The organism is Streptomyces sp. NPDC088706 (assembly GCF_044752765.1).
Classification (GTDB): domain Bacteria; phylum Actinomycetota; class Actinomycetes; order Streptomycetales; family Streptomycetaceae; genus Streptomyces.
On sequence record NZ_JBIVLW010000009.1, the window covers coordinates 211,635 to 235,519 of the forward strand.

17 protein-coding genes are annotated in these 23,885 nt (G+C 71.2%); 13 read left to right on the forward strand and 4 right to left on the reverse strand.

Going from position 1 to position 23,885, the window contains the following annotated elements; genetic code table 11:
- Positions 1–12: 12 nt before the first annotated feature.
- Entirely contained in the window at positions 13–1,392 is a 1,380-nt protein-coding gene (locus ACIQAK_RS21840) for an FAD-dependent oxidoreductase (RefSeq protein ID WP_366389935.1), read from the forward strand.
- Positions 1,393–1,440: 48 nt separating this feature from the next.
- Here the strand turns inward: ACIQAK_RS21840 and hemE are convergent, their stop codons facing one another.
- On the reverse strand, positions 1,441–2,526 hold the full coding sequence (gene hemE / locus ACIQAK_RS21845) for a uroporphyrinogen decarboxylase (RefSeq protein ID WP_366389934.1): 1,086 nt from the start codon (positions 2,524–2,526) through the stop codon (positions 1,441–1,443).
- Positions 2,527–2,618: 92 nt separating this feature from the next.
- Between hemE and ACIQAK_RS21850 the strand changes: the two genes are divergently transcribed.
- The 10 genes from ACIQAK_RS21850 (at position 2,619) to ACIQAK_RS21895 (ending at position 17,196) form a co-directional block, all read left to right on the forward strand.
- Positions 2,619–3,278: a DUF3000 domain-containing protein gene (locus ACIQAK_RS21850; RefSeq protein ID WP_366389933.1), complete on the forward strand. Its 660-nt coding sequence runs from the start codon at positions 2,619–2,621 to the stop codon at positions 3,276–3,278.
- Positions 3,279–3,490: 212 nt separating this feature from the next.
- A complete protein-coding gene (locus tag ACIQAK_RS21855) occupies positions 3,491–4,153 on the forward strand; it encodes a response regulator transcription factor (protein ID WP_003965521.1) in 663 nt (220 codons plus the stop codon).
- 116 nt (positions 4,154–4,269) lie between these two features.
- Complete coding sequence (locus ACIQAK_RS21860) at positions 4,270–5,544, forward strand: ribonuclease D (RefSeq protein WP_366389932.1); 1,275 nt, start codon at positions 4,270–4,272, stop codon at positions 5,542–5,544.
- A gap of 276 nt (positions 5,545–5,820) precedes the next feature.
- Positions 5,821–7,047 (forward strand): acetyl-CoA C-acyltransferase, encoded by a 1,227-nt coding sequence (locus ACIQAK_RS21865; protein ID WP_366389931.1) that lies wholly within the window; start codon positions 5,821–5,823, stop codon positions 7,045–7,047.
- Entirely contained in the window at positions 7,044–9,173 is a 2,130-nt protein-coding gene (locus tag ACIQAK_RS21870; protein WP_366389930.1) for a 3-hydroxyacyl-CoA dehydrogenase NAD-binding domain-containing protein, read from the forward strand. The genes ACIQAK_RS21865 and ACIQAK_RS21870 overlap by 4 nt, the downstream gene beginning before the upstream one ends.
- A gap of 338 nt (positions 9,174–9,511) precedes the next feature.
- Positions 9,512–11,341 (forward strand): stealth family protein, encoded by a 1,830-nt coding sequence (locus tag ACIQAK_RS21875; RefSeq protein ID WP_366389929.1) that lies wholly within the window; start codon positions 9,512–9,514, stop codon positions 11,339–11,341.
- The gene (locus ACIQAK_RS21880) at positions 11,338–12,465 is read left to right on the forward strand and encodes a DegT/DnrJ/EryC1/StrS family aminotransferase (protein ID WP_366389928.1); all 1,128 of its coding nucleotides are present in this window, start codon (positions 11,338–11,340) and stop codon (positions 12,463–12,465) included. The genes ACIQAK_RS21875 and ACIQAK_RS21880 overlap by 4 nt, the downstream gene beginning before the upstream one ends.
- Positions 12,462–13,484 (forward strand): Gfo/Idh/MocA family oxidoreductase, encoded by a 1,023-nt coding sequence (locus tag ACIQAK_RS21885; RefSeq protein ID WP_366389927.1) that lies wholly within the window; start codon positions 12,462–12,464, stop codon positions 13,482–13,484. The genes ACIQAK_RS21880 and ACIQAK_RS21885 overlap by 4 nt, the downstream gene beginning before the upstream one ends.
- Positions 13,485–13,579: 95 nt before the next feature.
- Positions 13,580–15,217, forward strand: coding sequence for a stealth family protein (locus tag ACIQAK_RS21890; RefSeq protein WP_366389926.1), 1,638 nt, complete (start codon positions 13,580–13,582; stop codon positions 15,215–15,217).
- Positions 15,214–17,196 carry a glycosyltransferase gene (locus ACIQAK_RS21895; RefSeq protein WP_366389925.1) on the forward strand — a complete coding sequence of 661 codons (1,983 nt, stop codon included), beginning with the start codon at positions 15,214–15,216 and terminating at the stop codon, positions 17,194–17,196. The genes ACIQAK_RS21890 and ACIQAK_RS21895 overlap by 4 nt, the downstream gene beginning before the upstream one ends.
- Before the next feature lie 65 nt (positions 17,197–17,261).
- Here the strand turns inward: ACIQAK_RS21895 and ACIQAK_RS21900 are convergent, their stop codons facing one another.
- The gene (locus tag ACIQAK_RS21900; protein WP_366389924.1) at positions 17,262–18,353 is read right to left on the reverse strand and encodes a hypothetical protein; all 1,092 of its coding nucleotides are present in this window, start codon (positions 18,351–18,353) and stop codon (positions 17,262–17,264) included.
- 373 nt (positions 18,354–18,726) lie between these two features.
- Between ACIQAK_RS21900 and ACIQAK_RS21905 the strand changes: the two genes are divergently transcribed.
- The gene (locus tag ACIQAK_RS21905) at positions 18,727–19,821 is read left to right on the forward strand and encodes an LCP family protein (protein WP_366389923.1); all 1,095 of its coding nucleotides are present in this window, start codon (positions 18,727–18,729) and stop codon (positions 19,819–19,821) included.
- Between the two features lie 39 nt (positions 19,822–19,860).
- Entirely contained in the window at positions 19,861–20,244 is a 384-nt protein-coding gene (locus ACIQAK_RS21910; protein WP_366389922.1) for an NTP pyrophosphohydrolase, read from the forward strand.
- Here ACIQAK_RS21910 and ACIQAK_RS21915 read toward each other — a convergent pair.
- On the reverse strand, positions 20,241–21,707 hold the full coding sequence (locus ACIQAK_RS21915; RefSeq protein WP_366389921.1) for an amino acid permease: 1,467 nt from the start codon (positions 21,705–21,707) through the stop codon (positions 20,241–20,243). The genes ACIQAK_RS21910 and ACIQAK_RS21915 overlap by 4 nt on opposite strands.
- 183 nt (positions 21,708–21,890) lie before the next feature.
- A complete protein-coding gene (gene dxs / locus ACIQAK_RS21920; protein ID WP_366389920.1) occupies positions 21,891–23,804 on the reverse strand; it encodes a 1-deoxy-D-xylulose-5-phosphate synthase in 1,914 nt (637 codons plus the stop codon).
- Positions 23,805–23,885: the final 81 nt, after the last annotated feature.

Here is a 23,885-nt window from a genome sequence, read left to right on the forward strand (position 1 = left end):
AGGGGACCCGGAATGGCAGCGGAGCGACTCGTGGTCATCGGCGGCGACGCGGCGGGCATGTCCGCCGCGTCGCAGGCCCGCAGGCTCAAGGGGCCGGACGAGCTGGAGATCATCGCCTTCGAGCGCTCCCCCTACACCTCGTACTCCGCGTGCGGCATCCCGTACTGGTTGAGCGGCGACGTCGGGCACCGGGACGACCTCATCGCCCGTACCCCCGAGGAGCACCGCGCGCGGGACATCGATCTGCGGATGCGCACCGAGGTCACCGAGATCGACGTGGCCGGGCGGCGGGTGCGGGCGCTGGACCGGGAGGGCGGGGACGCGTACTGGACGGGCTTCGACAAGCTGGTGATCGCCACCGGGGCCCGTCCGGTCCGCCCGGAGCTGCCCGGCATCGACGCGCCGGGCGTGCACGGGGTGCAGACCCTGGGCGACGGGCAGGCGCTGCTGGACACGCTGGACGGGGTCTCCGGTCGGCGGGCGGTCGTGGTGGGCGCCGGGTACATCGGCGTCGAGATGGCCGAGGCGATGCTGAAGCGCGGGTTCGAGGTGACGGTCCTCAACCGGGGTGAGCAGCCGATGGCGACGCTCGACCCGGACATGGGCCGCCTTGTCCACGACGCGATGGACGGGCTCGGCATCACCACGGTCAACGGCGCCTCCGTCACCGGGATCGGCACGGGCCCGGACGGCCGGGTGCGCGAGGTGGTGACCGAGGAGCGGACCTACCCGGCGGACGTGGTGGTCCTCGGCATCGGCGTCGAGCCGGAGACGGAGCTCGCCCGGGAGGCGGGGCTCACGGTGGGGCCGCACGGCGGTCTCCTCACCGACCTGGCGATGCGGGCGATGGGCCACGAGGACATCTGGGCGGGCGGGGACTGCGTGGAGGTCCTGGACCTGGTGGGGGGCCGCACGCGCCACATCGCGCTCGGCACCCACGCCAACAAGCACGGCCAGGTCATCGGGTCGAACGTCGGCGGTGGCTACGGGACGTTCCCGGGCGTCGTCGGTACGGCGGTGAGCAAGGTCTGCGACCTGGAGATCGCCCGGACCGGGCTGCGGGAGAAGGACGCCCGGGCGGTGGGGCTGCGGTACGTCACGGCGACGATCGAGTCGACGCAGCGGGCGGGCTACTACCCGGGGGCGAAGCCGATGACGGTGAAGATGCTGGCCGAGCACCGCACGGGCCGGCTGCTCGGGGTGCAGATCGTCGGCCGTGAGGGGGCGGCCAAGCGCGTGGACGTGGCGGCGGTGGCGCTGACGGCCGGGATGACGGTGGAGCAGATGACGGCGCTGGACCTCGGCTACGCGCCGCCGTTCTCGCCGGTGTGGGACCCGGTCCTGGTGGCGGCCCGCAGGACGGTGGCGGCGGTGCGGGGCGCGGGGAGCTGAGAGCCTTCCGGGGGCGGCCCGCTGTACGGGTCGGCCCCCGGGTCACGTTCAGCGCGCGGTCTGCTCGTGCACGTACTCCACGAGCCGGGTGAGCGCGTCCGGGTCCATCGACGGCATCACGCCATGGCCCAGGTTGAAGATGTGACCTTCCAGCCCGGCGGCGGCGTCCAGCACCTCGCGGGTCTTCGCCTCCACCGCCGGGGTCGGCGCGAAGAGCACGGCCGGGTCCAGGTTGCCCTGGAGCGCCTTGCCGGGGCCGACGCGGCGGGCGGCCTCGTCCATCGGGACCCGCCAGTCGACGCCGACGACGTCCGCCCCGGCCTCACCCATCAGCCCCAGCAGCTCGCCGGTGCCGACGCCGAAGTGGATGCGGGGGACGCCGTACGGGGCGATGGCGTCGAAGACCTTCGCGGAGGCGGGGAGCACGGCGCGGCGGTAGTCGGCGGGGGCGAGCGCGCCGACCCAGGAGTCGAAGAGCTGGACGGCGGAGGCGCCGGCCTCGATCTGCACCTTGAGGAAGGCGCCGGTGATCTCGGCGAGCCGGTCCACCAGGTCGGCCCAGAGCTGCGGGTCGCCGTACATCATGGCCTTGGTGCGCTCGTGGTTGCGCGAGGGGCCGCCCTCGACGAGGTAGCTGGCGAGGGTGAAGGGGGCCCCGGCGAAGCCGATGAGCGGGGTGGCGCCCAGCTCGGCGGTGAGCATCCCGATGGCCTCGGTGACGTACGGGACGTCCTCGGGCGTGAGGTCGCGCAGCCGGGCCAGGTCGGCGCGGGTGCGGATCGGCTCGGCGATGACGGGGCCGACGCCGGGCTTGATGTCGAGGTCGATGCCGATGGCCTTCAGCGGGACGACGATGTCGCTGAAGTAGATCGCGGCGTCGACCTTGTGGCGGCGCACGGGCTGGAGCGTGATCTCGGTGACCAGCTCCGGCATCATGCAGGAGTCGAGCATCGCGATGCCCTCGCGGACCTTCAGGTACTCGGGCAGCGAGCGCCCCGCCTGCCGCATGAACCAGACCGGCGTGTGCGGCACGGGTTCGCGCCGGCAGGCCTTGAGGAACGCCGAGTCATGGGTGGCGTGGTGGCTGGCGGCGGTCGTCGTCTGCTGGCCCGAAGGGCGGTCGTTGGCGCTCACGCACCAAATCTTCGCACGCATGGCGAAGGAGCCCGGCGCCGCACGGGTGTCTCTCCCTGCGCGGGGCCCGCGTTCCGCCTACTCTTCCCGGCATGGCTCCGGCTCAGGGACAATTTTCCGATCATTCCGATGGCGCTGACGGCAAGGACAGTGCGGAGGGTCCTCCCGTCCCGCCCGCGTTCCGGTCGGCGGTCGACGCGTTGCGCTCCGCGCGGCTCCGTCCGGAGCTGGAGGTGGAGGCCACCCGGCCGCCGCAGCGCCTGGCGCCCCACGCGTACGCCCTGGAGGCGGCGGTGGTCGACGGCGAGGACGATCTCGCCGACGGCCGGCTCGTCCTGCTGCACGATCCGGCGGGGCACGACGCCTGGCAGGGCGCCTTCCGGCTGGTGACGCTGGTGCGGGCCGAGCTGGAGCCGGAGATGGCCGCCGATCCGCTGCTGCCCGAGGTGTGCTGGTCCTGGCTGACCGGTGCGCTGGACGCGCGCGGATTGTCGTACGGGGAAGCCGGAGGGACGGTGACACGCGCCGGATCACACTACTTCGGTGCGCTGGCCGCGCGCCGTCCGGCGACGCAGATCGAGATCCGGGCCTCGTGGACACCGCGGGAGGGCCGGGGCGGCGTGCCGGACGTGGCGTCGCACCTGATGGCCTGGGGTGATCTGCTCTGCCAGATCGCGGGGCTGCCGCCGTCGGACCCGACGGACGCGGCGGTGGTGACGCTGCCGCAGCGGCGTGGTCCGCAGGTTTCGTAACACCCCGTCACCCCTTTCGCACACCCACCGGCTCTCTTTTCGTACAATCGATCGCGCGTCCTATTTGCCCGAATTGTTACTCACCAAATCGTGATCTTCCTCTAAAGGAGGACGGGTCTGCTGCCGAAGAGGTCAATGACCCTTCAAGCACGGTTCGCCCCGGCTTCATCCCCCGAGCCGGCCCCCGTCCCGCCACTCCCCCAGGAGGCCTGGTGTCCGTTCTCCTTGAGCAGCCCGCAAGCCTGGTCGCCTACCGCCCGAACAAGCCGACGGCCATGGTCGTCGTGGCCGACCCGCGCGTCCGTTCCACCGTCACCCGCCATCTGTGGGCCCTCGGAGTACGTGACGTCATCGAGGCGTCGTCCATCGCGGAGGCACGTCCCCGCGTCGGCAACCCGCGCGACATCTGCATTGCCGACGTCCACCTGCCCGACGGTTCCGGGCTGACCCTGCTGTCCGAGACCCGCGCCGCAGGCTGGCCGAACGGTCTCGCCCTGTCCGCCGCCGACGACATCGGCGCCGTTCGCAACGCCCTCGCGGGCGGCGTGAAGGGCTACGTCGTCACCGGCACCCGAACCAACATCGGCCACCCCACCCGCCCCGGCGTCGCCCCCATCGGCGCCAACGCCGCCCGTATGCACCGCAGGCCTCCCGGGTCCCCGAGCCACCCGGGCGGCTACCGCGAACTGTCAGGACGTGAGGTGGAGGTGCTCCGCCTGGTCGCCGAAGGCCAGTCCAACAAGGCCATCGGCGTCTCGATGGGCCTCTCCGCCCTGACGGTCAAGTCCCACCTCGCCCGTATCGCCCGCAAGCTCGGCACCGGGGACCGCGCGGGCATGGTCGCCGTCGCCCTGCGGACGGGCATCATCCACTGACCCCCACCCCCGCCGGGACGTGCACCGATGCGTCTCCGGCTGGAATACGCGCATGGCCACCCGTCGACGGAACGTTCCGTCGACGGGTGGCGCGTATACACAGATACCCTTGACGCGTGACCGACGCCCAAGAGACCGCAGCAGACAGTTCACTGCGAACCACCGGGGGCGCTCCCCCGGACGACGTCGCCCCGGCGCCGATCCCCTTGCTCGAACCGCGCGAGGGCATTCCCCCGGTGGTGGCCTCCGACGTCGCCCTCGCCCAGGTGGTCGCGGCCTTCGCCGCGGGCACCGGCCCGGTGGCCGTCGACGCCGAGCGCGCCTCCGGCTACCGCTACGGCCAGCGCGCCTACCTCGTGCAGCTGCGCCGCGAGGGCGCGGGCAGCGCGCTGATCGACCCGGTCGGCTGCCCCGACCTCTCGGACCTGTCCGCCGCCCTGTCGGGCTCCGAGTGGATCCTGCACGCCGCCACGCAGGACCTGCCCTGCCTGCGGGACATAGGCATGGCTCCCACCTCGCTCTTCGACACCGAGCTGGCCGGACGGCTCGCGGGCTTCCCGCGCGTCGGCCTCGGCGCCATGGTCGAGAACGTCCTCGGTTACGCCCTGGAGAAGGGGCACTCCGCGGTCGACTGGTCCACCCGCCCGCTGCCCGAGCCCTGGCTGCGCTACGCCGCGCTCGACGTGGAGCTCCTGATCGACCTGCGCGACGCGCTGGAGGACGAGCTGGAGCGGCAGGGGAAGCTGGAGTGGGCCCGGGAGGAGTTCGACGCCATCGCCTCGGCGCCGCCCGCCCCGCCGCGCACGGACCCCTGGCGCCGCACCTCCGGTATGCACAAGGTCCGCCGCCGCCGTCAGATGGCGGTCGTCCGCGAGCTGTGGAACGTCCGGGACCAGGTGGCCCAGCGCCGCGACATCTCCCCCGGCAAGGTGCTCGGCGACGCCGCGATCGTGGAGGCCGCGCTCGCGCTGCCCGCCAACGTACAGGCGCTCACCGCACTGCCGGGATTCGGCCACCGGATGGGCCGCCGTCAGCTGGAGCAGTGGCAGGCGGCCGTGGAGCGGGCGAAGGCGCTGCCGGAGCCGGAACTGCCGCAGCCCGGTCAGCAGCCGGCCGGGCCGCCACCCCCGCGCTCCTGGGCCGACAAGGACCCGGCGGCCGCGGCCCGGCTCTCGGCGGCCCGCACGGCCGTCTCCGAGCTGGCCGAGCGGCTCCACATGCCCCAGGAGAACCTGATCACCCCGGACACCGTGCGCCGGATTTGCTGGGAGCCGCCGAAGATCGTGACGCCGAGCGCCGTCGAGGACACCCTCGCCGGGTACGGGGCCCGGCACTGGCAGATCGAGCAGGTCGGCCCGCTCCTGGTCCGGGCGCTCGCCGCCACCGCCTGACCCCCGCGCGGAAGACGCCCCCGGTCATCGGCCGGGGGTTCTCCGTTGTGCGGGTCCTGTTCGCGGACCGAACCGATGGTCGAAATCACGCCAGGTTCGGAGCCTGTTCCTCCGCCTGACCGACACCGCGGCGGGCACCGGGGCGATGTGACCTTCGACGCTCCGGCCATGGGGGGTGGGCAGTCTGGTTACCCGCAAGTAGCATGAGGGTCAGGCGGTGCGTCCCACGGGCGTGCCCCGCAGCAGTGCCATCCCGCACCCTGGAGGAGAGCCATCGTGCCTCGTACCATCCGGGACGTCGTCTTCGTCGACGGCGTCCGCACCCCGTTCGGCAAAGCGGGCCCGAAGGGCATCTACCACGAGACCCGCGCCGACGATCTCGTCGTGAAGGCCATCCGGGAGCTGCTGCGCCGCAACCCGGACCTGGACCCCAAGAAGATCGACGAGGTCGCCATCGCCGCGACCACCCAGATCGGCGACCAGGGCCTCACCCTCGGCCGTACCGCCGGAATCCTGGCCGGTCTGCCGCAGTCCGTCCCGGGCTACTCGATCGACCGCATGTGCGCGGGGGCGCTGACCGCCGTCACCTCGACGGCCGGTTCCATCGCCTTCGGCGCGTACGACGTCGTCGTGGCCGGTGGCGTCGAGCACATGGGCCGCCACCCGATGGGCGAGGGCGTCGACCCGAACCCGCGGTTCGTGTCGGAGAAGCTGGTCGACGAGTCCGCCCTGTTCATGGGCATGACGGCGGAGAACCTGCACGACCGCTACCCCACGATCACCAAGCGGCGCGCCGACGAGTACGCGGTGCGTTCGCAGGAGAAGGCCGCCAAGGCGTACGCCAACGGCAAGATCCAACAGGACCTGGTACCGGTCTCGGTGCGCCGCACCAACGCCGAAGCCGGCGAGACGGGCTGGGGCCTGGTCACCGCCGACGAGCCGATGCGCCCGGGCACCACGATGGAGTCGCTGGCGGGTCTGAAGACTCCCTTCCGCGCCCATGGCCGGGTGACGGCCGGTAACGCCGCGGGTCTCAACGACGGCGCCACCGCCTCCCTGCTCGCCGCCGAGGACGTCGCCCGCGAGCTGGGTCTCCCGGTCAAGATGCGCCTGGTCTCCTACGCCTTCGCGGGCGTCGAGCCGGAGGTCATGGGCTACGGTCCGATCCCGGCGACCGAGAAGGCGCTGGCCCAGGCCGGTCTGAGCATCGACGACATCGGTCTCTTCGAGATCAACGAGGCGTTCGCCGTGCAGGTGCTCGCCTTCCTGGAGCACTACGGCATCGCCGACGACGACGCCCGCGTCAACCAGTACGGCGGCGCGATCGCCTACGGCCACCCGCTGGCCTCCTCCGGGGTCCGGCTCATGACGCAGCTGGCCCGGCAGTTCGAGGAGCAGCCCGAGGTCCGCTACGGCCTGACGACGATGTGCGTCGGCTTCGGCATGGGCGCCACGGTCGTCTGGGAGAACCCGCACTTCAACGCTGACGGAGGCAACAAGTGAGCTCCACCACTGAGCTTCTGAAGGGTGCGGCCGAGCTGTTCCCGGGCGAGGTCGTCACCCAGGCGCACGTACGCCATCTGGACCTGCCGTCCGGTGCCGGGCGGTTCGCGCTGATCACGCTGGACAACGGCCTGGACCACACCAAGCCGACCACCTTCGGACCGCAGTCGCTGGCGAACCTGGACGCCGCGATCGACCAGGTCGAGAAGGAGGCCGCCGACGGCACCATCACCGGCGTCGGTATCACCGGCAAGCCGTTCATCTTCGCCGTCGGCGCCGACCTCAAGGGCGTCGAGCTGCTCGGCCGCCACGAGGACGCGCTCGCCATCGGCAAGGGCGGGCACGACGTCTTCCGCCGCCTGTCCGGCCTCGCGGTCCCGACGTTCGCGTACTACAACGGCGCGGCGATGGGCGGCGGTGTCGAGGTCGGTCTGCACTGCCGCTACCGCACCGTCTCCACCGCGATCCCGGCGTTCTCGCTGCCCGAGGTCTTCCTCGGCCTGGTCCCCGGCTGGGGCGGCTGCGCGCTGCTCCCGAACCTGATCGGCGCGGACCGCGCGGTCTCGGTGATCATCGAGAACTCGCTGAACCAGAACCGTCAGCTCAAGGGCAGGCAGGTCTACGAGCTCGGCATCGCGGACGCGATCTTCGAGGGCGCGGACTTCCTGGAGCAGTCGCTGATCTGGACCGCGGCCGTCCTGAAGGGCGAGCTCGCCGTCGAGCGGCCCGAGATCGACCGCGGCGAGGCCTGGGACCAGGCCGTGGCCCGTGGCCGGGCCATCGCGGACTCCAAGGTGCACGGCGCGGCCCCGGCGGCGTACCGCGCGCTGGACATCATCGCGGCGGCCAAGGACGGCGACCTGTCCGCCGGCTTCGACGCCGAGGACCAGGCGCTGGCGGACCTGATCATGGGCGGCGAGCTGCGCAGCGGCATCTACGCCTTCAACCTGGTCCAGAAGCGCGCCAAGCGCCCGGCCGGCGCTCCGGACAAGAACCTGGCCCGCCCGGTCACCAAGGTCGGCGTCGTGGGCGCGGGCCTGATGGCCAGCCAGCTGGCGCTGCTGTTCCTGCGCCGCCTGGAGGTCCCGGTCGTCCTCACGGACATCGACCAGGAGCGCGTGACCAAGGGTGTGGGCTACGTCCACGCCGAGATCGAGAAGCTGCTCGGCAAGGGCCGCATCAACCAGGACAAGGCCAACCGCCTCAAGGGCCTGGTCTCCGGTGTGCTCGACAAGGCCGAGGGCTTCGCGGACGCGGACTTCATCATCGAGGCCGTCTTCGAGGAGATCGGCGTCAAGCAGCGGGTGTTCGCGGAGGTCGAGGCGGTCGCTCCGGCGCACGCGATCCTCGCCACCAACACCTCCTCGCTCTCGGTGACCGAGATGGCGTCGAAGCTGAAGAACCCCGAGCGGGTCGTCGGCTTCCACTTCTTCAACCCGGTGGCGATCCTGCCGCTGCTGGAGATCGTCCGCGGCGAGCAGACCGACGACGCCTCGCTGGCGACCGCGTTCGGGGTGGCCCGCAAGCTGAAGAAGACCGCGGTCCTGGTGAAGGACGCTCCGGCGTTCGTCGTCAACCGCATCCTCACCCGCTTCATGGGCGAGATCCAGAACGTCATCGACGAGGGCACCCCGGTCGAGGTCGCGGAGAGGGCCGTCGAGCCGCTCGGCCTGCCGATGTCGCCGCTGGTGCTCCTGGAGCTGGTCGGCCCGGCCATCGGACTGCACGTCTCCGAGACCCTGAACCGCGCCTTCCCGGAGCGCTTCACCGTCTCCGAGAACCTCGCGGCGGTCGTGAAGGCCGGCAAGCGCGGCTTCTACGTCTACGATTCCGGCGCGCCGGTCCTCGACCCCGAGGTCGCCGCCCTCCTCCAGCAGGGCGACACCGTCCTCACCGAGGAGCAGACCCGCGACCGCGTGCTCGACGCGGTGGCGCAGGAGATCGGCCTGATGCTGGAAGAGGGCGTCGTCGCCGAGGCGCAGGACATCGACCTGTGCCTGATCACCGGCGCGGGCTGGCCCTTCCACCTGGGCGGCATCACGCCGTACCTGGACCGCGAGGGCGTCTCGCAGCGGGTGAACGGCAAGCCGTTCCTGGCGCAGGGCGTGGCGAGCGTGCCGGCCTAACGCTCGTAGCACCTCTGGAGCGCTTCCGCGGAAGGCACGCGGAGCGGGCCGGGGCGGGCCGGAGCAAGCCGGGGCGGGCCGTACGAGACTCTCGTACGGCCCGCCTTTGCGTGCCTAAAGTCCGGAAAGTAGTCACATCGGAACCTTTTAATTGCAGACTCAACCTTAGTTTCTTGTTAATCTTCACCTCTACGACACTTCTGTTTCACTCGGCAGCACTTGCGACGGATTCTTCGTCTCCCCCACTCCGCCGGACCGACTGCACAGACGTGTCGCCGTCACCAGTACTGGTTGCTCGCCGACAGGCCGAGCGGGGGAGCATGAGGTAGTCGCGAGCGATGGGTAATCCTGAGACGTCCACGCTCGTGCGCCTGTACCGGCGTACGTTGCCGCACGCCCTGCGGCAGCGGCTGGTGAAGGTCTTCCCGGCGGACAGCCGGCTCTTCCTGCAACAGTGCCTGGCCGGGCTGGGCTCTGCCTGGCGCGGTCTGCGCAAGCACCTGAGTCTGCGGCTCAGCAAGCGGCTGCGCCGGGATGCCGGCCGGGCCGGGGTGCGCCTGGTCTGGTCCGGCGGCCGGATACGCGCCGCCGAGATCACCGAGGGCCTGGCCCCCTCCGTGGCCCGCGCCACGAACCTGCTGCGCGTCTGCGACATCCTGGAGCGGCACGGCATCCCGCACTTCTGCGTGCGCGGCAACTCCGTCACGATGACCGCCATCGCCGTTCCCGCGGCCCAACGGGCCAGGACCGAGCGAGCCCTGCGGGTGAGTTCCCTCGCCGAGGGCGCTCTCATCTCGGGCGGTGTGAGCGGCGGTCGTCCGCTCCACGCCGACCAGCGCGGCTCCTGGTCGCAGCTGGAAGCAGATACGGTTCTGCGGATGTGGTGGCTGCTCTCCGACCCCACCGGTCGCTGGACGCTGGGCCCCAACCACGCGTGCGTCATCGAGTTCTGGGCCGAGGAGCACGGGCTGCTGGCCGCCCCCGTCCCCAACCTCACCGCCATGGCCGTGGTCGCCGCCGAGCGTCCCGTACAGGTCCCGGTCAGTCACTTCACGGGACCGGTCAGCGGTGCGCTGGGCGCGCCCGCGCAGGTGCACACCCGCTCGGAGTTCACGCTCTCCCTCCCGGACGAGGTCACGTTCCCGGTGGACGCCGTGTACACCTGGGTCGACGGGGCCGATCCCGAGTGGATCCGACGCCGGGCCGGCGCGCTGGGCCGTACCGATTACCACGAGCAGGCGGTGAGCGCCGCCCGCTTCACCAGCCGCGACGAACTGCGCTACTCGTTGCGTTCGCTGTACCAGTTCGCCCCCTGGCTGCGCACCATCTACCTGGTGACGGACGGGCAGGTGCCGGCCTGGCTGGACACCTCGCACCCGGGCATCGAGGTCGTGCACCACCGCGACATCTTCAGCGATCCCACCGCGCTGCCGACCTTCAACTCGCACGCCATCGAGAGCCAGCTGCACCGCATACCCGGGCTCTCCGACCACTTCCTCTACTTCAACGACGACGTGTTCCTTGGCCGTAGCGTCACCTCGGGCGAGTTCTTCCACGCCAACGGCCTCTCGAAGTACTTCCCTTCGAACGCGCTCGTCCCGATGACACCGCCCTCGCCCCAGGACCCGCCGTCCGAGATCGCGGCGAAGAACAACCGGGTCGTCATCGCCGGGACGTTCGACCGGGTGCTGACCCGGAAGATGAAGCACGTGCCGCACTCCCTGCGCCGCGACATCCTCCAGGAGATCGAGGAGCGGTACGCGACCGAGCACCGGCTGACCCAGCACTCGCAGTTCCGCAGCCCCGGCGACCTGTCGATCACGTCCTCGCTGCACCACTACTACGGGCAGCAGACCAGCCGTTCCGTGCCGGGGAAGATCCGCTACACGTATCTGGACCTGGCGGCACCCAACACCGGACGGCATCTGAACCGGCTGCTCGCCCAGCGCGATTACCACACCTTCTGCATCAACGACACCGTCGACGATCCGGAGACGACCGAGGCCCGCACGGCGATGCTGAGGAACTTCCTGGAGAGCTACTTTCCCGTACCCAGTCCCTACGAACACCCCGGACCGGGCTTCACCCGGCCTCCCGCGGACCGGCTGGACGCCGGCCGCGCCGAGTGGCGGACCCGGCACCCCGACCCTTGCGAAGTGGAACGATGACACATGACCAGCGCGTGATCCGCGCAGCAGCTCCGGTGATCGGCGAAGAGGAGATCGAGGCCGCGGTACGCGTACTGCGCGGCGGCATGGTCGCCCAGGGCCCCGAGGTCGCCGCCTTCGAGGAGGAGTTCTCGAAGTTCGTCGACGGACGGCACTGTGTCGCGGTCAACTCCGGCACCAGCGCGCTGCACCTGTCGCTCATGGCGCTCGGCATCGGCCCGGGCGACGAAGTGATCGTCCCTTCCTTCACCTTCGCGGCCACCGCCAACGCGGTCCGTCTGGTCGGCGCGACCCCGGTCTTCGCGGACATCGAGCGCGACAGCTTCTGCCTCTCGCCGGAGGCCGCCGAGGCCGCGGTCACCCCGCGCACCGCGGCGATCATGCCGGTGCACCTCTACGGCCACCCGGCCGCCATGGGTCCGCTCACCGAGCTGGCCGAGCGGCACGGCCTGGCGATCGTGGAGGACGCCGCCCAGGCCCACGCCGCGTCACTGGACGGCACGCCGGTGGGTGCCTTCGGCGCGGCCGCCTGCTTCAGCTTCTACCCGACCAAGAACATGCACAGCCTTGAGGGCGGCATGATCACCACGGGTGACGTCACCACCGCCCGGACCCTGCGGCTGCTGCGCAACCAGGGCATGGAACAGCGGTACGCCAACGAGATCGTCGGCTTCAACGTCCGGATGACCGACGTCGCCGCCGCGATCGGCCGCGTACAGCTGCGCAGCCTCGACACCTGGACCCGGCAGCGCCGGGCTAACGCCGCGGCACTCGACGCCGGGCTGCGCGCGGTCGTCACCCCGCCGGTCGCGCGGGGCGCGAAGCACGTCTACCACCAGTACACGATCCGGGTGACCGCGGAAGGCGGCAAGGACCGGGACACGGTCTCCCGGGAGCTCCAGGAGCGAGGGGTGGGCAACGCGGTGTACTACCCCACCCCGGTGCACCGGCTGGCGCCGTTCCGGACCGGCGAGAAGGTCCTCGGGTACGCGGCCGGTGATCTGCCGGAGACCGAGCGGGCCGCGGCCGAGGCGCTGTCCGTCCCGGTCCACCCGATGCTCACCGCGCAGGAGCTCGAGCAGCTGACCGCCACCGTGAACGAGGTCGTGGGAGGCCGCGCGTGAGCACCCACAAGACCCTGCGGGCCGGGCTGGTCGGCCTCGGTTCGATGGGGCGCAACCACGCCCGTGTCCTCGCCTCCCTGGAGGGCGTCGAGCTCGTCGCCGTGGCGGACCCGGTGGCGGGCGCGGACAGCGCGCCCGCCGGCGTGCCCGTGGTGCGTACGGTCGCCGAACTCGTGGCGAGGGGAATCGACTACGCCGTCGTGGCCTGCCCCACGGCTCTGCACGAGGAGGTCGCGCTCGACCTGGCCGGGCGTGGTGTCCACGCGCTGATCGAGAAGCCGGTCGCCCCCTCGGTGGAGTCGGCCGAGACGATGGGCCGGGCCTTCCGGGAGCGGGGGCTGGTGGCCGGCGTCGGTCACATCGAGCGCTTCAACCCGGCTCTGCGTGAACTGCGCGCCCGGCTGGAGATGGGTGAACTCGGCGACGTCTACCAGGTGGTGACGCGCCGCCAGGGGCCTTTCCCGGCTCGGATCGCGGACGTCGGCGTGGTGTACGACCTGGCCACCCACGACATCGACCTGACCGCATGGCTCACCAGCGGCCGTTACGAGTCGGTGAGTTCGGCCACGGTGTCCCGCAGCGGCCGGCCGCACGAGGACATGGTCGCCTTCGTCGGACACCTCTCGGGTGGTGTGGTCACCAGCCATCTCGTCAACTGGCTGTCCCCGCTCAAGGAGCGGGTCACGATCGTGACGGGCGAGCACGGCTGCTTCGTGGCCGACACCCTCACCGCCGACCTGTGGTTCTACGCGAACGGCTCCCAGCCCACCGAGTGGGAGGGGCTGCGTCAGTTCCGGGGCGTCTCGGAGGGGGACGTCACGCGCTACGCGATCGTCAAGCGCGAACCCCTGCTGCACGAGCACGAGACCTTCCGTGACGCCGTGCTCGGCAAGGACGCCGACATCGTCACGCTGGAGCAGGCGACCGGGACGGTGGCGGTGGCCGAGGCCGTTCTCTCGGCGGCCAGAACCAGGACGGCCGTCGATCTGACGCCCGGCCGCCCCCTGGCCTCCGTCTGACCCGCCCGGCGCCCGGGAAGCCTGCCGAGCAGGTACCCGGGCTCCCACGCGTCGTTCCGGCGTCTTGAGGACGCACTGATGTACTGGAGTATTCGGTGATCCATCCGATCAATGCCACGGTCGGCCGCGCGCGGCGTGCGCTGCCACCGGGCCTGCACGAGGTGCCGGTGGGAATGCACCGCCGCGTCGCGCACGTGCAGCCCGGCCTCACCCCGCTCGCGGTGCGCGCCCAGCACCTGTCGCTGGTCTCCATCGCGCTGACCCAGGCGGGCGTGGAGCACTTCGTGGTGCCCGGCACCGAGGACACCTCGTCGGCCGTCGGCGTCCGGGACGAGCAGCGGGGCCGGGTCGCCCAGGCGCTGCGGTCGCTCTTCTCCCGCAGCCCCGGGTACATCCAGCGCAAGGTACCCGTCCTGCGCACCGGCGAACTGCTGCAGCTCGGCTCGCGCGAGGCGTCCTGGCAGGGGCTGGAGACCGTCGACGTCCTGCGGGCGGTCTGGTTCCAGGCCGACCCGTCGGGCGAGCTGGTCTACGGTACCGAGTACGGCTGCGACATCGAGTTCTGGCGCGAGGAGGACGGGCGGCTGCTGCCGCCCCGGATCAACCGGGGCGCGAGCTATCTTCCGGCGCACGGCGAGATGACGCTCGTCTCGCCGCACCGCTTCACCCGCCTCGCCCCGCCCCAGGCGGAGGCCCCGCCGAAGCAGCGGCGCTGGGGCAGGAAGCCCGAGCGCAGCGGGCTGCCGACCCGCCAGGAGTTCGTCTGCACCGGCGCCGACGAGATCACCTTCCCCATCGACGTCGTCTACACCTGGGTGGACAGCGACGACCCGGCCTGGCAGCGCAGGCGTGCCGAGGCCTCGGGCGACGTCTTCCACGAGGAGTCGGCGAGCGCCGGGCGCTACATCAACCGCGACGAGCTGCTGTACTCGATGCGCTCGTTGCACATGTACGCGCCGTGGGTGCGGCACATCTTCCTGGTCACCGACGACCAGGTGCCGCACTGGCTGAACAGCGCGGCCGAGGGCATCACCGTCGTCTCGCACCGGGAGATCTTCCGGGAGACCGGTCGGCTGCCCGTCTTCAACTCCCACGCCATCAGCGCCCAGCTGCACCGGGTGCCGGGCCTCTCGGAGCACTTCATCCACTTCAACGACGACGTGTTCGTCGGCCGGCCGATCACCCCGCACGAGTTCTTCCTGCCCAACGGCGCCTCGAAGCACTACCCGGACAGCGTCCGCATCCCGATGGGACCGGTCCTGCCGGAGGACCTGCCGCACGAGGTGGCGCGCAAGAACGTCCGTGCCCTGCTGGAGGGCCGGTTCGGCCGCACGATCATCGATGCGATGAAGCACACTCCGGTACCGCTGCGGCGCAGTGTCCTGGAGGAGATGGAGCGGGAGTTCGCGGACGTCTTCCGGGCCACCGCGGCCGCGAGGTTCCGCAGCCGGACCGATATCGACGTCGGCACCTGCATGTACCCGTATTACGCGTACTTCACGGGGCGCGGGGTGCCCGACACCATTCCGTACGCCTACCTCCACCTCTCCATGGTCCAGCTCTCGAAGAAACTCGACCGGTTGCTCAAACGGCGTGATGCGGCGGTCTTCTGCGTGAACGACTCATTCACCACCGAGGACGACGTGGCGGATCAGGAAGCGCTCATTCACCCCTTCTTCGAGGCGTACTTTCCTCTTCCGAGTCCGTACGAGACTTCCGCGGCAACGCGATGAAGATCGAATTCCTTGTCCAGAACGCCTATTCCTCGGACGGCTCCACCCGTGCCGTGCTCAATCTCGCGGCCGCGCTCGCCGACACCCACGAGGTGCGTGTCGTCTCGGTGTTCCGCTGGCTGGACCGGCCCGCGATCGCGCCCGCGCACGGGGTGCGGGTCGTCCCGCTGCTCGACCTGCGCGAAGGCCGCCGTCCGGACAAGCAGGACGTGCGCAGGCTCACGCCGACCCGGGTGATCCCCCGGACGCAGGAAATGTCGTGGCGCTACAGCCAGTTGACGGACGACAAGATCGAGGAGTACCTGCGGGCCAGCCAGGCGCAGGTGGTGGTCGGCACCAGTCTCGAACTGGCCGCCTACGTCTCCCGCTGGGGCCGGCCCCGGGCGCTGCGCGTGGGGCAGTTGCACCAGCTGAGCACGGTGCTCCCGGCGGCGGAGCAGAGCCGTGCCTGGGCGGGGCTCGGGCGGCTCGACGCCGTCGTGGTGCCGAGCGCGGAGGAGGCGAGGGCCGTCACCGCCGCGGGGCTGGCGGGGGACGTCGCGGTATACGCCCATCCGGACTGCGTGCCCGATCCCCGGGTCGCCCCGGCGGACGGGCGCTCGCGCGTGGTGATGGCCGCCGGGCGGCTGGTTCCGGAGAAGCGCTTCGACCTGCTCGTCCAGGCCTTCTCCCAGGTGGTGCGGGCCCGGCCCGACTGGCGGCTGCGGATCTACGGGACCGGGCCGGAGTACGGCCAGCTCCGCGCGCTGGTGGCCGAACTCGACCTGTACAACCACGTGTTCCTCATGATGGAGGAGCCCCGGCTGGAGGCACGTTGGGCGTCGGCCGCCATCGCGGCCGGCACGTCGGACCGGGAGTCCTTCGGTCTGGCGCTGGCCGAAGCCATGCGCTGCGGGCTGCCCGTCGTCGCGACCGCCTGCGCGGGCGGGCCCAAGGAGATCGTCCGCCATGAGGTCAACGGCCTGCTCACGCCGGTGGACGATGCCGACGCGTTCGCTGCCGCGCTGCTGCGGCTGATCGAGGACGAACCGGCGCGGGCGGCCCTGGGTGCCCAGGCCCGCGAGGACGCCCGCGCCTTCGGCCCGGAGCTCTCGGCCGGTCGGTTCGAGCAGGTGATCAGGATGGCCCGCCGGACCCGGCGGGAGAGCCGGCCGACCGCCGAGGTGGCGGTGGGCTGCGCGGTGGCGCCCGACGGGCTGATCACGTTGCGTCTGGACGGCGTGCGCGGGGGCCGCGACGACCTCCAGCTGGTGTTGCGCCGACGCAAGGCTCGGCGTGGCGAACGACCCGTCAGGCTGCCGCTGCTGCCCTCCGACGACGGTGTGCCGCACCGGTACGCCACGGTCGTCCCGCCGGACCCGGGCGTCCTGTCCGAGGGCCGCTGGGACATCCATCTGGACAACGGCGAGGGCAAACCGGTGAAAGTTCGGCCCGGCAGCATCGATCTGCGCGGTTTCGGCCCGGTAGCCACCAGCCCCGCGTACACCGTCGTACAGCTCCCGTACGCGTCCGAGAGCGGCCACCTGGCGCTGCGCACCTGGACCAGGGACCGCCACGCCGAAGCCACCGAGGTCTGGGTCGGCGACGGAGTCATGCATGTGCGGGGGCTGCTGTACGGCTCCGACTTCGGCGCCGCGGAGCCGCTGCTGCTGATGCGCAGGCGCGGGGTGGAGGAGTCGGGTTTCTGGCTGCCCGGAGTCTCCTCGGGCGGTGCCGACTTCTCGTTCTCGCTCCCCGCGTCGGACCTGGCCGAGCAGTTGGTGTCCCGGCACGAGCTGTGGGACCTGTGGGTGGGCAGGCGCCACGACCCGGTCGTCGCGCGGCTGGGCCGCTTCCTGACGGACGTGGTGGATGTGAAGAGCGTGTTCGCCTACCCGACCATGGTGGTGCCCACGGACGACGGTGCGCCGGTCATGGTGAAGCCGTACTACACGGCCGGGACCGAGCTGTCCGTCCGGGTCTCCGAGAAGGCCGAGTGACGATGCGGGGGGAGACGGAGCGCGGAACGGGCGAGCGGGGGGCGGCCGCGCGGGCCGCCCGCGGCTCACAGCCTGCGCCAGCCCTCCAGGGCCATGCCCTGCTGGTCGGCGCGCTGCCGGGTGGTCCGCATCCGGCCGTCCGGCCCGATGACGGCGACGACCAGCCTTCCGTGCCGGTCCAGGGCGAGTGCCGGTGCCCCCTCGCAGGGTTCACGGGTCTCCGCCCACCAGGCTCCGGCCGCCTCCATCTCGGTCGGGTAGGCCGTGAGCGCGAGGGTGCCCGTCCCCTCCTCCTGGGCCAGCACGGTGCAGTCGTAGCCGTCGACGAGGCAGCGGGCGAGGGCGAGCGGGCCTCGCCCGGAGCCTCCGGACAGCGGGGCGGGCGGTACGTCGGTGTCTCCCGGCGGCGGCGGCCGGTAGGCGACCACCTCGCCGGACACCTCCTCACGCCAGAAGTGGGTGATCCTGCCCTCGTAGGTCTCCACACCGGATGCCGTTCCTGGCCGGGCGATGAAGACGAGGTTGGGGGCCCTGTCCAGCGGGCCCCCCGGCTTCTCCTGACGCCAGACGTACACGCCTTTGTCGGCCGGTATGAAGAGTTCGACGCGGCCCGACCGGGTGACCGTCGCGGACATCCCCTCACGAACGCGCTTGCACGGCAGGGCCGTCCACTTGCCCCACACCCCGTCGGGGCCGCGCCTGCGGGTGAACACCCCTCCGGCGGCGCTGCGGACGAAGACATGGAGGGTGTCGCTGCTGTCGACGACGGCGACCGGCGCGCCGACGGCCGCGGCCGACTCCGGGTCCTTGGCGTGCGGGTTGCCCACGGAGTGCCAGCCGGTCATCGGCCGGCCCGGCTGGTACTGCGAGGCGTACACGAGCTCCAGCGGCGAGTGCGGGCCGCCGTCCGTGCGGCGCACACCGAACAGGTCGACGAAACCGCCGGGGCCATGCGCGACGGAGAGATACGGGAGCATCCGGGCATCCCTGAGCAGAAGTTCGGGCGCTGCCCAGCCGTTCGGGGACGCGGGGTCATCGGTCCATCGGACGATCCCGCCGGTCCGGGCCGGGGCGTACGCGCTGAGGCGGCCGTCCGGCGAGGAGACCAGCCAGTCGGCCCGGGACGGTGCGGCCGCCAGGCTCTCGTCGCTCGCCACGGGCTCCTGGACCTGCTCGGCCGGGCCCTTCCGGGAGGGTGCCGCGGCACGTCGACGCCCGGTACGCAAAGCCATCGTTCCCCGCCCCGTTCTCCACTGAATGCCTTCTCCGACGCCGGAACGGCATGGGGCGGAGTCCCATCGTCCCTGCCGAGCTTCACGCTTCACTGCAACAACTAGTGTCACAATAATACTCGACAGGGGTCGATTTACGGGTGATTCCTGTCGCACCATGCGACTTTGGGATGCAAAACCCTTCGGGCAGAAGCGCGGTACCCACGGAGCGACTTCGGCAGAAATGCCCCGCCCCTTACCTATTCCTCTCCTCTCGCACGCCTTCCAGCGTGTCCCGACGGAAGAACCAGACGAACCCATGACAGATCAGACCTCCGCCGCCGGATCGCGCCCGCCCGGTGAGCCCCGGTCCAGGCGCGCCGCCAAACCCCGCAAGCGCCGCCGCGGCCTCAAGATCACGCTCGGCGTCCTCCTCGTCCTGCTGCTCGCGGGCGGCGGCACCGTCTTCTGGCTCTACAGCAGCCTCGACGGCAACATCAAGGGCGTCGACATCGACAAGGCGCTCGGCGAGGACCGCCCGGAGAAGCTCCCCACCAGCGGGCAGAACCTGCTGGTCCTCGGCTCGGACTCGCGCGCCGGGGCGGAGAACGCGGAGCTGGGCGGCGGCGGGAAGGTCAGCGGTGCGCGCTCCGACACCGCGATGGTGGTGCACATACCCGAAGGGCGGGCCAAGGCGGTCGCCGTCTCCATACCGCGCGACACCCTGGTGACCCGGCCCGAGTGCACCAAGGCCGACGGGACGACGGTGCCGGCCAAGGAACGCGAGATGTTCAACGCCGTCTACTCCCTGGTCGGTCCGGCCTGTGTGGTGAAGACGGTGGAGAAGATGTCGGGCGTCCGCATCGACCACTACCTGGAGATCAACTTCGCCGGGTTCAAGGACTTGGTCGACGCCATCGGCGGGGTCACCGTCGACGTGCCGCAGGACATCGACGACAAGGCGAGCGGACTGCACCTGAGCGCCGGCCCGCAGAAGCTGAACGGCACCGAGTCCCTGGCGTACGTCCGGACACGGCACGGCATCGGCGACGGCAGCGACCTCGGCCGCATCGGGCTCCAGCAGCAGTTCCTGATGGCCCTGCTGAGCGAGGTCAAGTCGCAGGACCTGCTGGGCAGTCCGGCCGGTTCGTACAAGATCGCCAACTCCGCCACCAAGTCGCTCACCACCGACTCGGGGCTCGCCTCGCTCGCCTCGCTGGCCGAGTTCGCCCGCTCGATGAACGGCGTCGACCCGGCCTCGATGGAGACGATCATGCTGCCGGTGGCGTACGACAAGATCGACCCGGCCCGGGTGATCGCCTCCGAGCCGCAGGCCGGTCAGCTGTGGAAGGCGATCCGCGAGGACACCACCATCCCGGAGTCGGCGAAGAAGTCCCCCGCCACCGGCGGCTGATCGCACCGCGGGCCGGCCGCCCCGTGACACCCTGCCGGGATGAGCGAGGACGCAGCGGTACTGGTGATCGTGGATGCCGCCAACGTGGTCGGCTCCGTGCCCGACGGCTGGTGGCGGGACCGGCGCGGGGCGGCGGAGCGGCTGAGGGACTCGCTGGTCCCGTACGCGGCGGCCGGGCTGCCGGGGCTGCCCGGCCCGGTCGGGATCGTGCTCGTGGTCGAAGGGGCCGCCCGGGGCGTCGAGTCGGTGGCCGGGGTCGAGGTCGCCCCGGCCCCGGGCAGCGGTGACGACCTGATCGCGGAGCTGGCCGCGGCCGCGGCCCCGGAGCGCCGCTGCGTCGTCGTCACCGCCGACCGCGGACTGCGGCAGCGGGTCGAGGCGTACGGGGCCCGGTGCGTGGGGCCCCGTACGGTACGGCCCTAGCGGCCCCTCTTGCCCAGCAGGCTGTGGGAGCGCCCGTACACGAAGTAGATCACCACGCCGAGCACCATCCAGGCCCCGAACCGCACCCAGGTCTCCACCGGCAGATTCAGCATCAGCCAGACCGAGGCGGCCACCGAGACGATCGGGAGCACCGGCACCCACGGGGCGCGGAAGGCGCGGGGCAGGTCCGGGCGGGTGCGGCGCAGGACCAGGACACCGAGGGCGACGACGACGAACGCGAAGAGCGTGCCGATGTTCACCAGGGTGGCCAGCTCCTCGATGCTCGTGAAGCCGGCGATGATCGCGATCACCACACCGAGCAGGATCGTCGGGCGGTAGGGGGTGTGGAAGCGCGGGTGGGTCTTGGAGAAGAAGCGCGGGAGCAGGCCGTCGCGGCTCATGGCGAAGAAGACCCGGGTCTGGCCGAGCAGCAGGATCATGCAGACCGTGGTGAGGCCGACCGCGGCGCCGAAGCTGATCAGCCCGGCGTAGAAGGGGTGCCCGGTGGCCTTGAAGGCGTCGGCGAGCGGGGCGCTGACGGAGAGTTCGGTGTACTTCTGCATACCGGTGACCACGATGGAGACCGCCACGTAGAGCACCGTGCAGATGATGAGCGAGCCGAGGATGCCGCGCGGCATGTCGCGCTGGGGCAGCTTGGTCTCCTCGGCGGCGGTGGCGACCACGTCGAAGCCGATGAAGGCGAAGAAGACGATGGACGCGGCGGTGAAGATGCCCATCACGCCGAAGTTCGTCGGTTCGTAGCCGAACATCAGCTGTACGAGCGGGGCGTCCCAACCCGAGCCGGCGGGCTGCGTCTCGGCCGGGGGGATGAAGGGCTTGTAGTTGTCGGCCTTGATGAAGAACAGACCCGCGATGATCACCATGAGGACCACGGCGACCTTGATCGCCACCACGACCGAGGTGACCCGGGCGGACAGCTTCATGCCGATGACCAGGATGACGGTCAGCACCAGCACCAGGGCGAAGGCCAGGATGTCGAAGCCGAACCCTTCCGCCACGTCCGGTCCCGACAGTGCCTCGGGCATCGTCCAGTCGGCGTTCTCCATCAGCGAGCGGACGTAGCCGGACCAGCCGACCGCGACCACCGCGGTACCCAGCGCGAACTCCAGCACCAGGTCCCAGCCGATGATCCAGGCCACCAGTTCGCCCAGTGAGGCGTACGCGAAGGTGTACGCGGAGCCGGCCACCGGGACGGTGGAGGCGAACTCGGCGTAGCAGAGCGCGGCCAGCGCGCACACGACACCCGCCGCGACGAACGCGAGCGCCGTGGCAGGACCCGCCGTCTCCTTGGCGACCTGGCCGGTGAGGACGAAGATGCCGGTGCCGATGATGACGCCGACGCCGAAGACCGTCAGGTCCAGGGCGGAGAGGGACTTCTTGAGCGCGTGTTCCGGCTCCTCGGTGTCACGCATCGACTGTTCGACGGATTTGGTGCGGAACATACCGTTTCCGCGGGGTGGTGTGACCTGCGCGCTCACCTGCGTTACCTCCACGCACTCGTTGTGAACGCCATGATGGGGACCGGAGGGCGTGCGATCGCGCCATCCGGCCCGTTTCATGCGAATGGACCGGGAGAACCACCCGGACAGGGGCGGTCTTCCCGGCCCATCGGCCGTGGAAACGGGTCAGTCGCGGGCGGGTTCGACCGCGCGGCTCTCGAATCGGCCGTCCAGCTTGGCGACCAGGCCGGTGACCTGGCGGGCGATGTCCGGTGCGGTCAGTCCGATCTCGGCCATGACCTCGCCGCGGGAGGCGTGGTCGAGGAAGACCGGCGGGATGCCGAAGTCGCGCAGCGGTACGTCGACGCCGGCGTCGCGCAGCGCCTGGGCGACGGCGGAGCCGACGCCTCCGGCGCGGCTGTTGTCCTCGACCGTGACGACGACGCGGTGGCGCTCGGCGAGCGGGGCGAGCGCCTCGTCGACCGGTTTGACCCAGCGCGGGTCGACGACGGTGCTGGAGATGCCCTGGGCGTCCAGCAGGTCGGCGATCTCCAGGCACATCGGGGCGAGCGCGCCGACGGAGACGACCAGGACGTCCGGGCGGGAAGCCTTCGGCTCGCGCAGGATGTCCATACCGCCGGCCTTGCCGACCGCCTTGACCGCCGGGCCGACCGCGCCCTTGGAGAAACGGACCACGGTGGGCGCGTCGTCGACGGCGACCGCCTCGCGCAGCTGGGCGCGGACCTGGTCGGCGTCGCGCGGGGCGGCGATCCGGAGCGTGGGCACGCACTGGAGGATCGACATGTCCCACATGCCGTTGTGCGAGGCGCCGTCCGTACCGGTGACACCGGCCCGGTCCAGGACGAAGGTGACGCCGCACCTGTGCAGGGCGACGTCCATCAGGACCTGGTCGAAGGCCCGGTTGAGGAAGGTGGCGTAGACCGCGAAGACCGGGTGGAGGCCGCCGGTGGCGAGGCCCGCCGCGGAGACCGCGCCGTGCTGCTCGGCGATGCCGACGTCGTAGATCCGGTCCGGGAAGGCCTCCTCGAACTTGCCGAGGCCGACGGGCTGGAGCATGGCCGCGGTGATCGCGACGATGTCCTCGCGCTCCTGGCCGAGCTTGACCATCTCCTCGCCGAAGACCGAGGTCCAGTCGAGGCCGGAGGTGGAGATCGGCAGGCCGGTGTCCGGGTGGATCTTGCCGACGGCGTGGAAGCGGTCGGCCTCGTCCTGGAGGGCCGGGGTGTAGCCGCGGCCCTTCTCGGTGAGGCAGTGCACGATGACCGGGCCGCCGAAGCGCTTGGCGCGCTGGAGCGCGGACTCCAGGGCCTCGATGTCGTGCCCGTCGATGGGGCCGACGTACTTCAGGCCGAGGTCCTCGAACATGCCCTGCGGGGCGATGAAGTCCTTGAGGCCCTTCTTGGCACCGTGCAGGGTCTCGTACAGCGGGCGGCCGACGACGGGCGTGCGCTCCAGGATGTCCTTGCCGCGGGCCAGGAACCGCTCGTAACCGTCGGTCGTACGGAGGGTGGCGAGGTGGTTGGCCAGACCGCCGATGGTCGGGGCGTACGAGCGCTCGTTGTCGTTCACCACGATGACCAGCGGGCGGTCCTTGGCGGCGGCGATGTTGTTCAGCGCCTCCCAGGCCATGCCGCCGGTGAGGGCGCCGTCGCCGATGACCGCGACGACGTGGTCGTCCTTGGCGAGCACCTCGTTCGCCTTGGCCAGGCCGTCGGCCCAGCCGAGGACCGTGGAGGCGTGGCTGTTCTCGATGACGTCGTGCTCGGACTCGGCACGGGAGGGGTAGCCGGAGAGGCCGCCCTTGCTCTTGAGCCGGGAGAAGTCCTGACGGCCGGTGAGCAGCTTGTGGACGTAGCTCTGGTGGCCGGTGTCCCAGAGCACCTTGTCCCGGGGCGACTCGAACACCCGGTGCAGGGCGATCGTGAGCTCCACCACGCCCAGGTTGGGGCCGAGGTGTCCGCCGGTCTTGGACACCGCGTCGACGAGGAAGGTGCGGATCTCCTCCGCGAGCTGCTCCAGCTCGTCGAGGCTGAGCCGGTCCAGGTCGCGCGGTCCCTTGATGCGGGTCAGCAGATCCACCCGTGCCTCCTTGCGTTTGAGCTGATCGAGCGTGCCGATCCGATGAGTCTAATGTTCCGCCCACGGGCGTGGGCAGCGGGC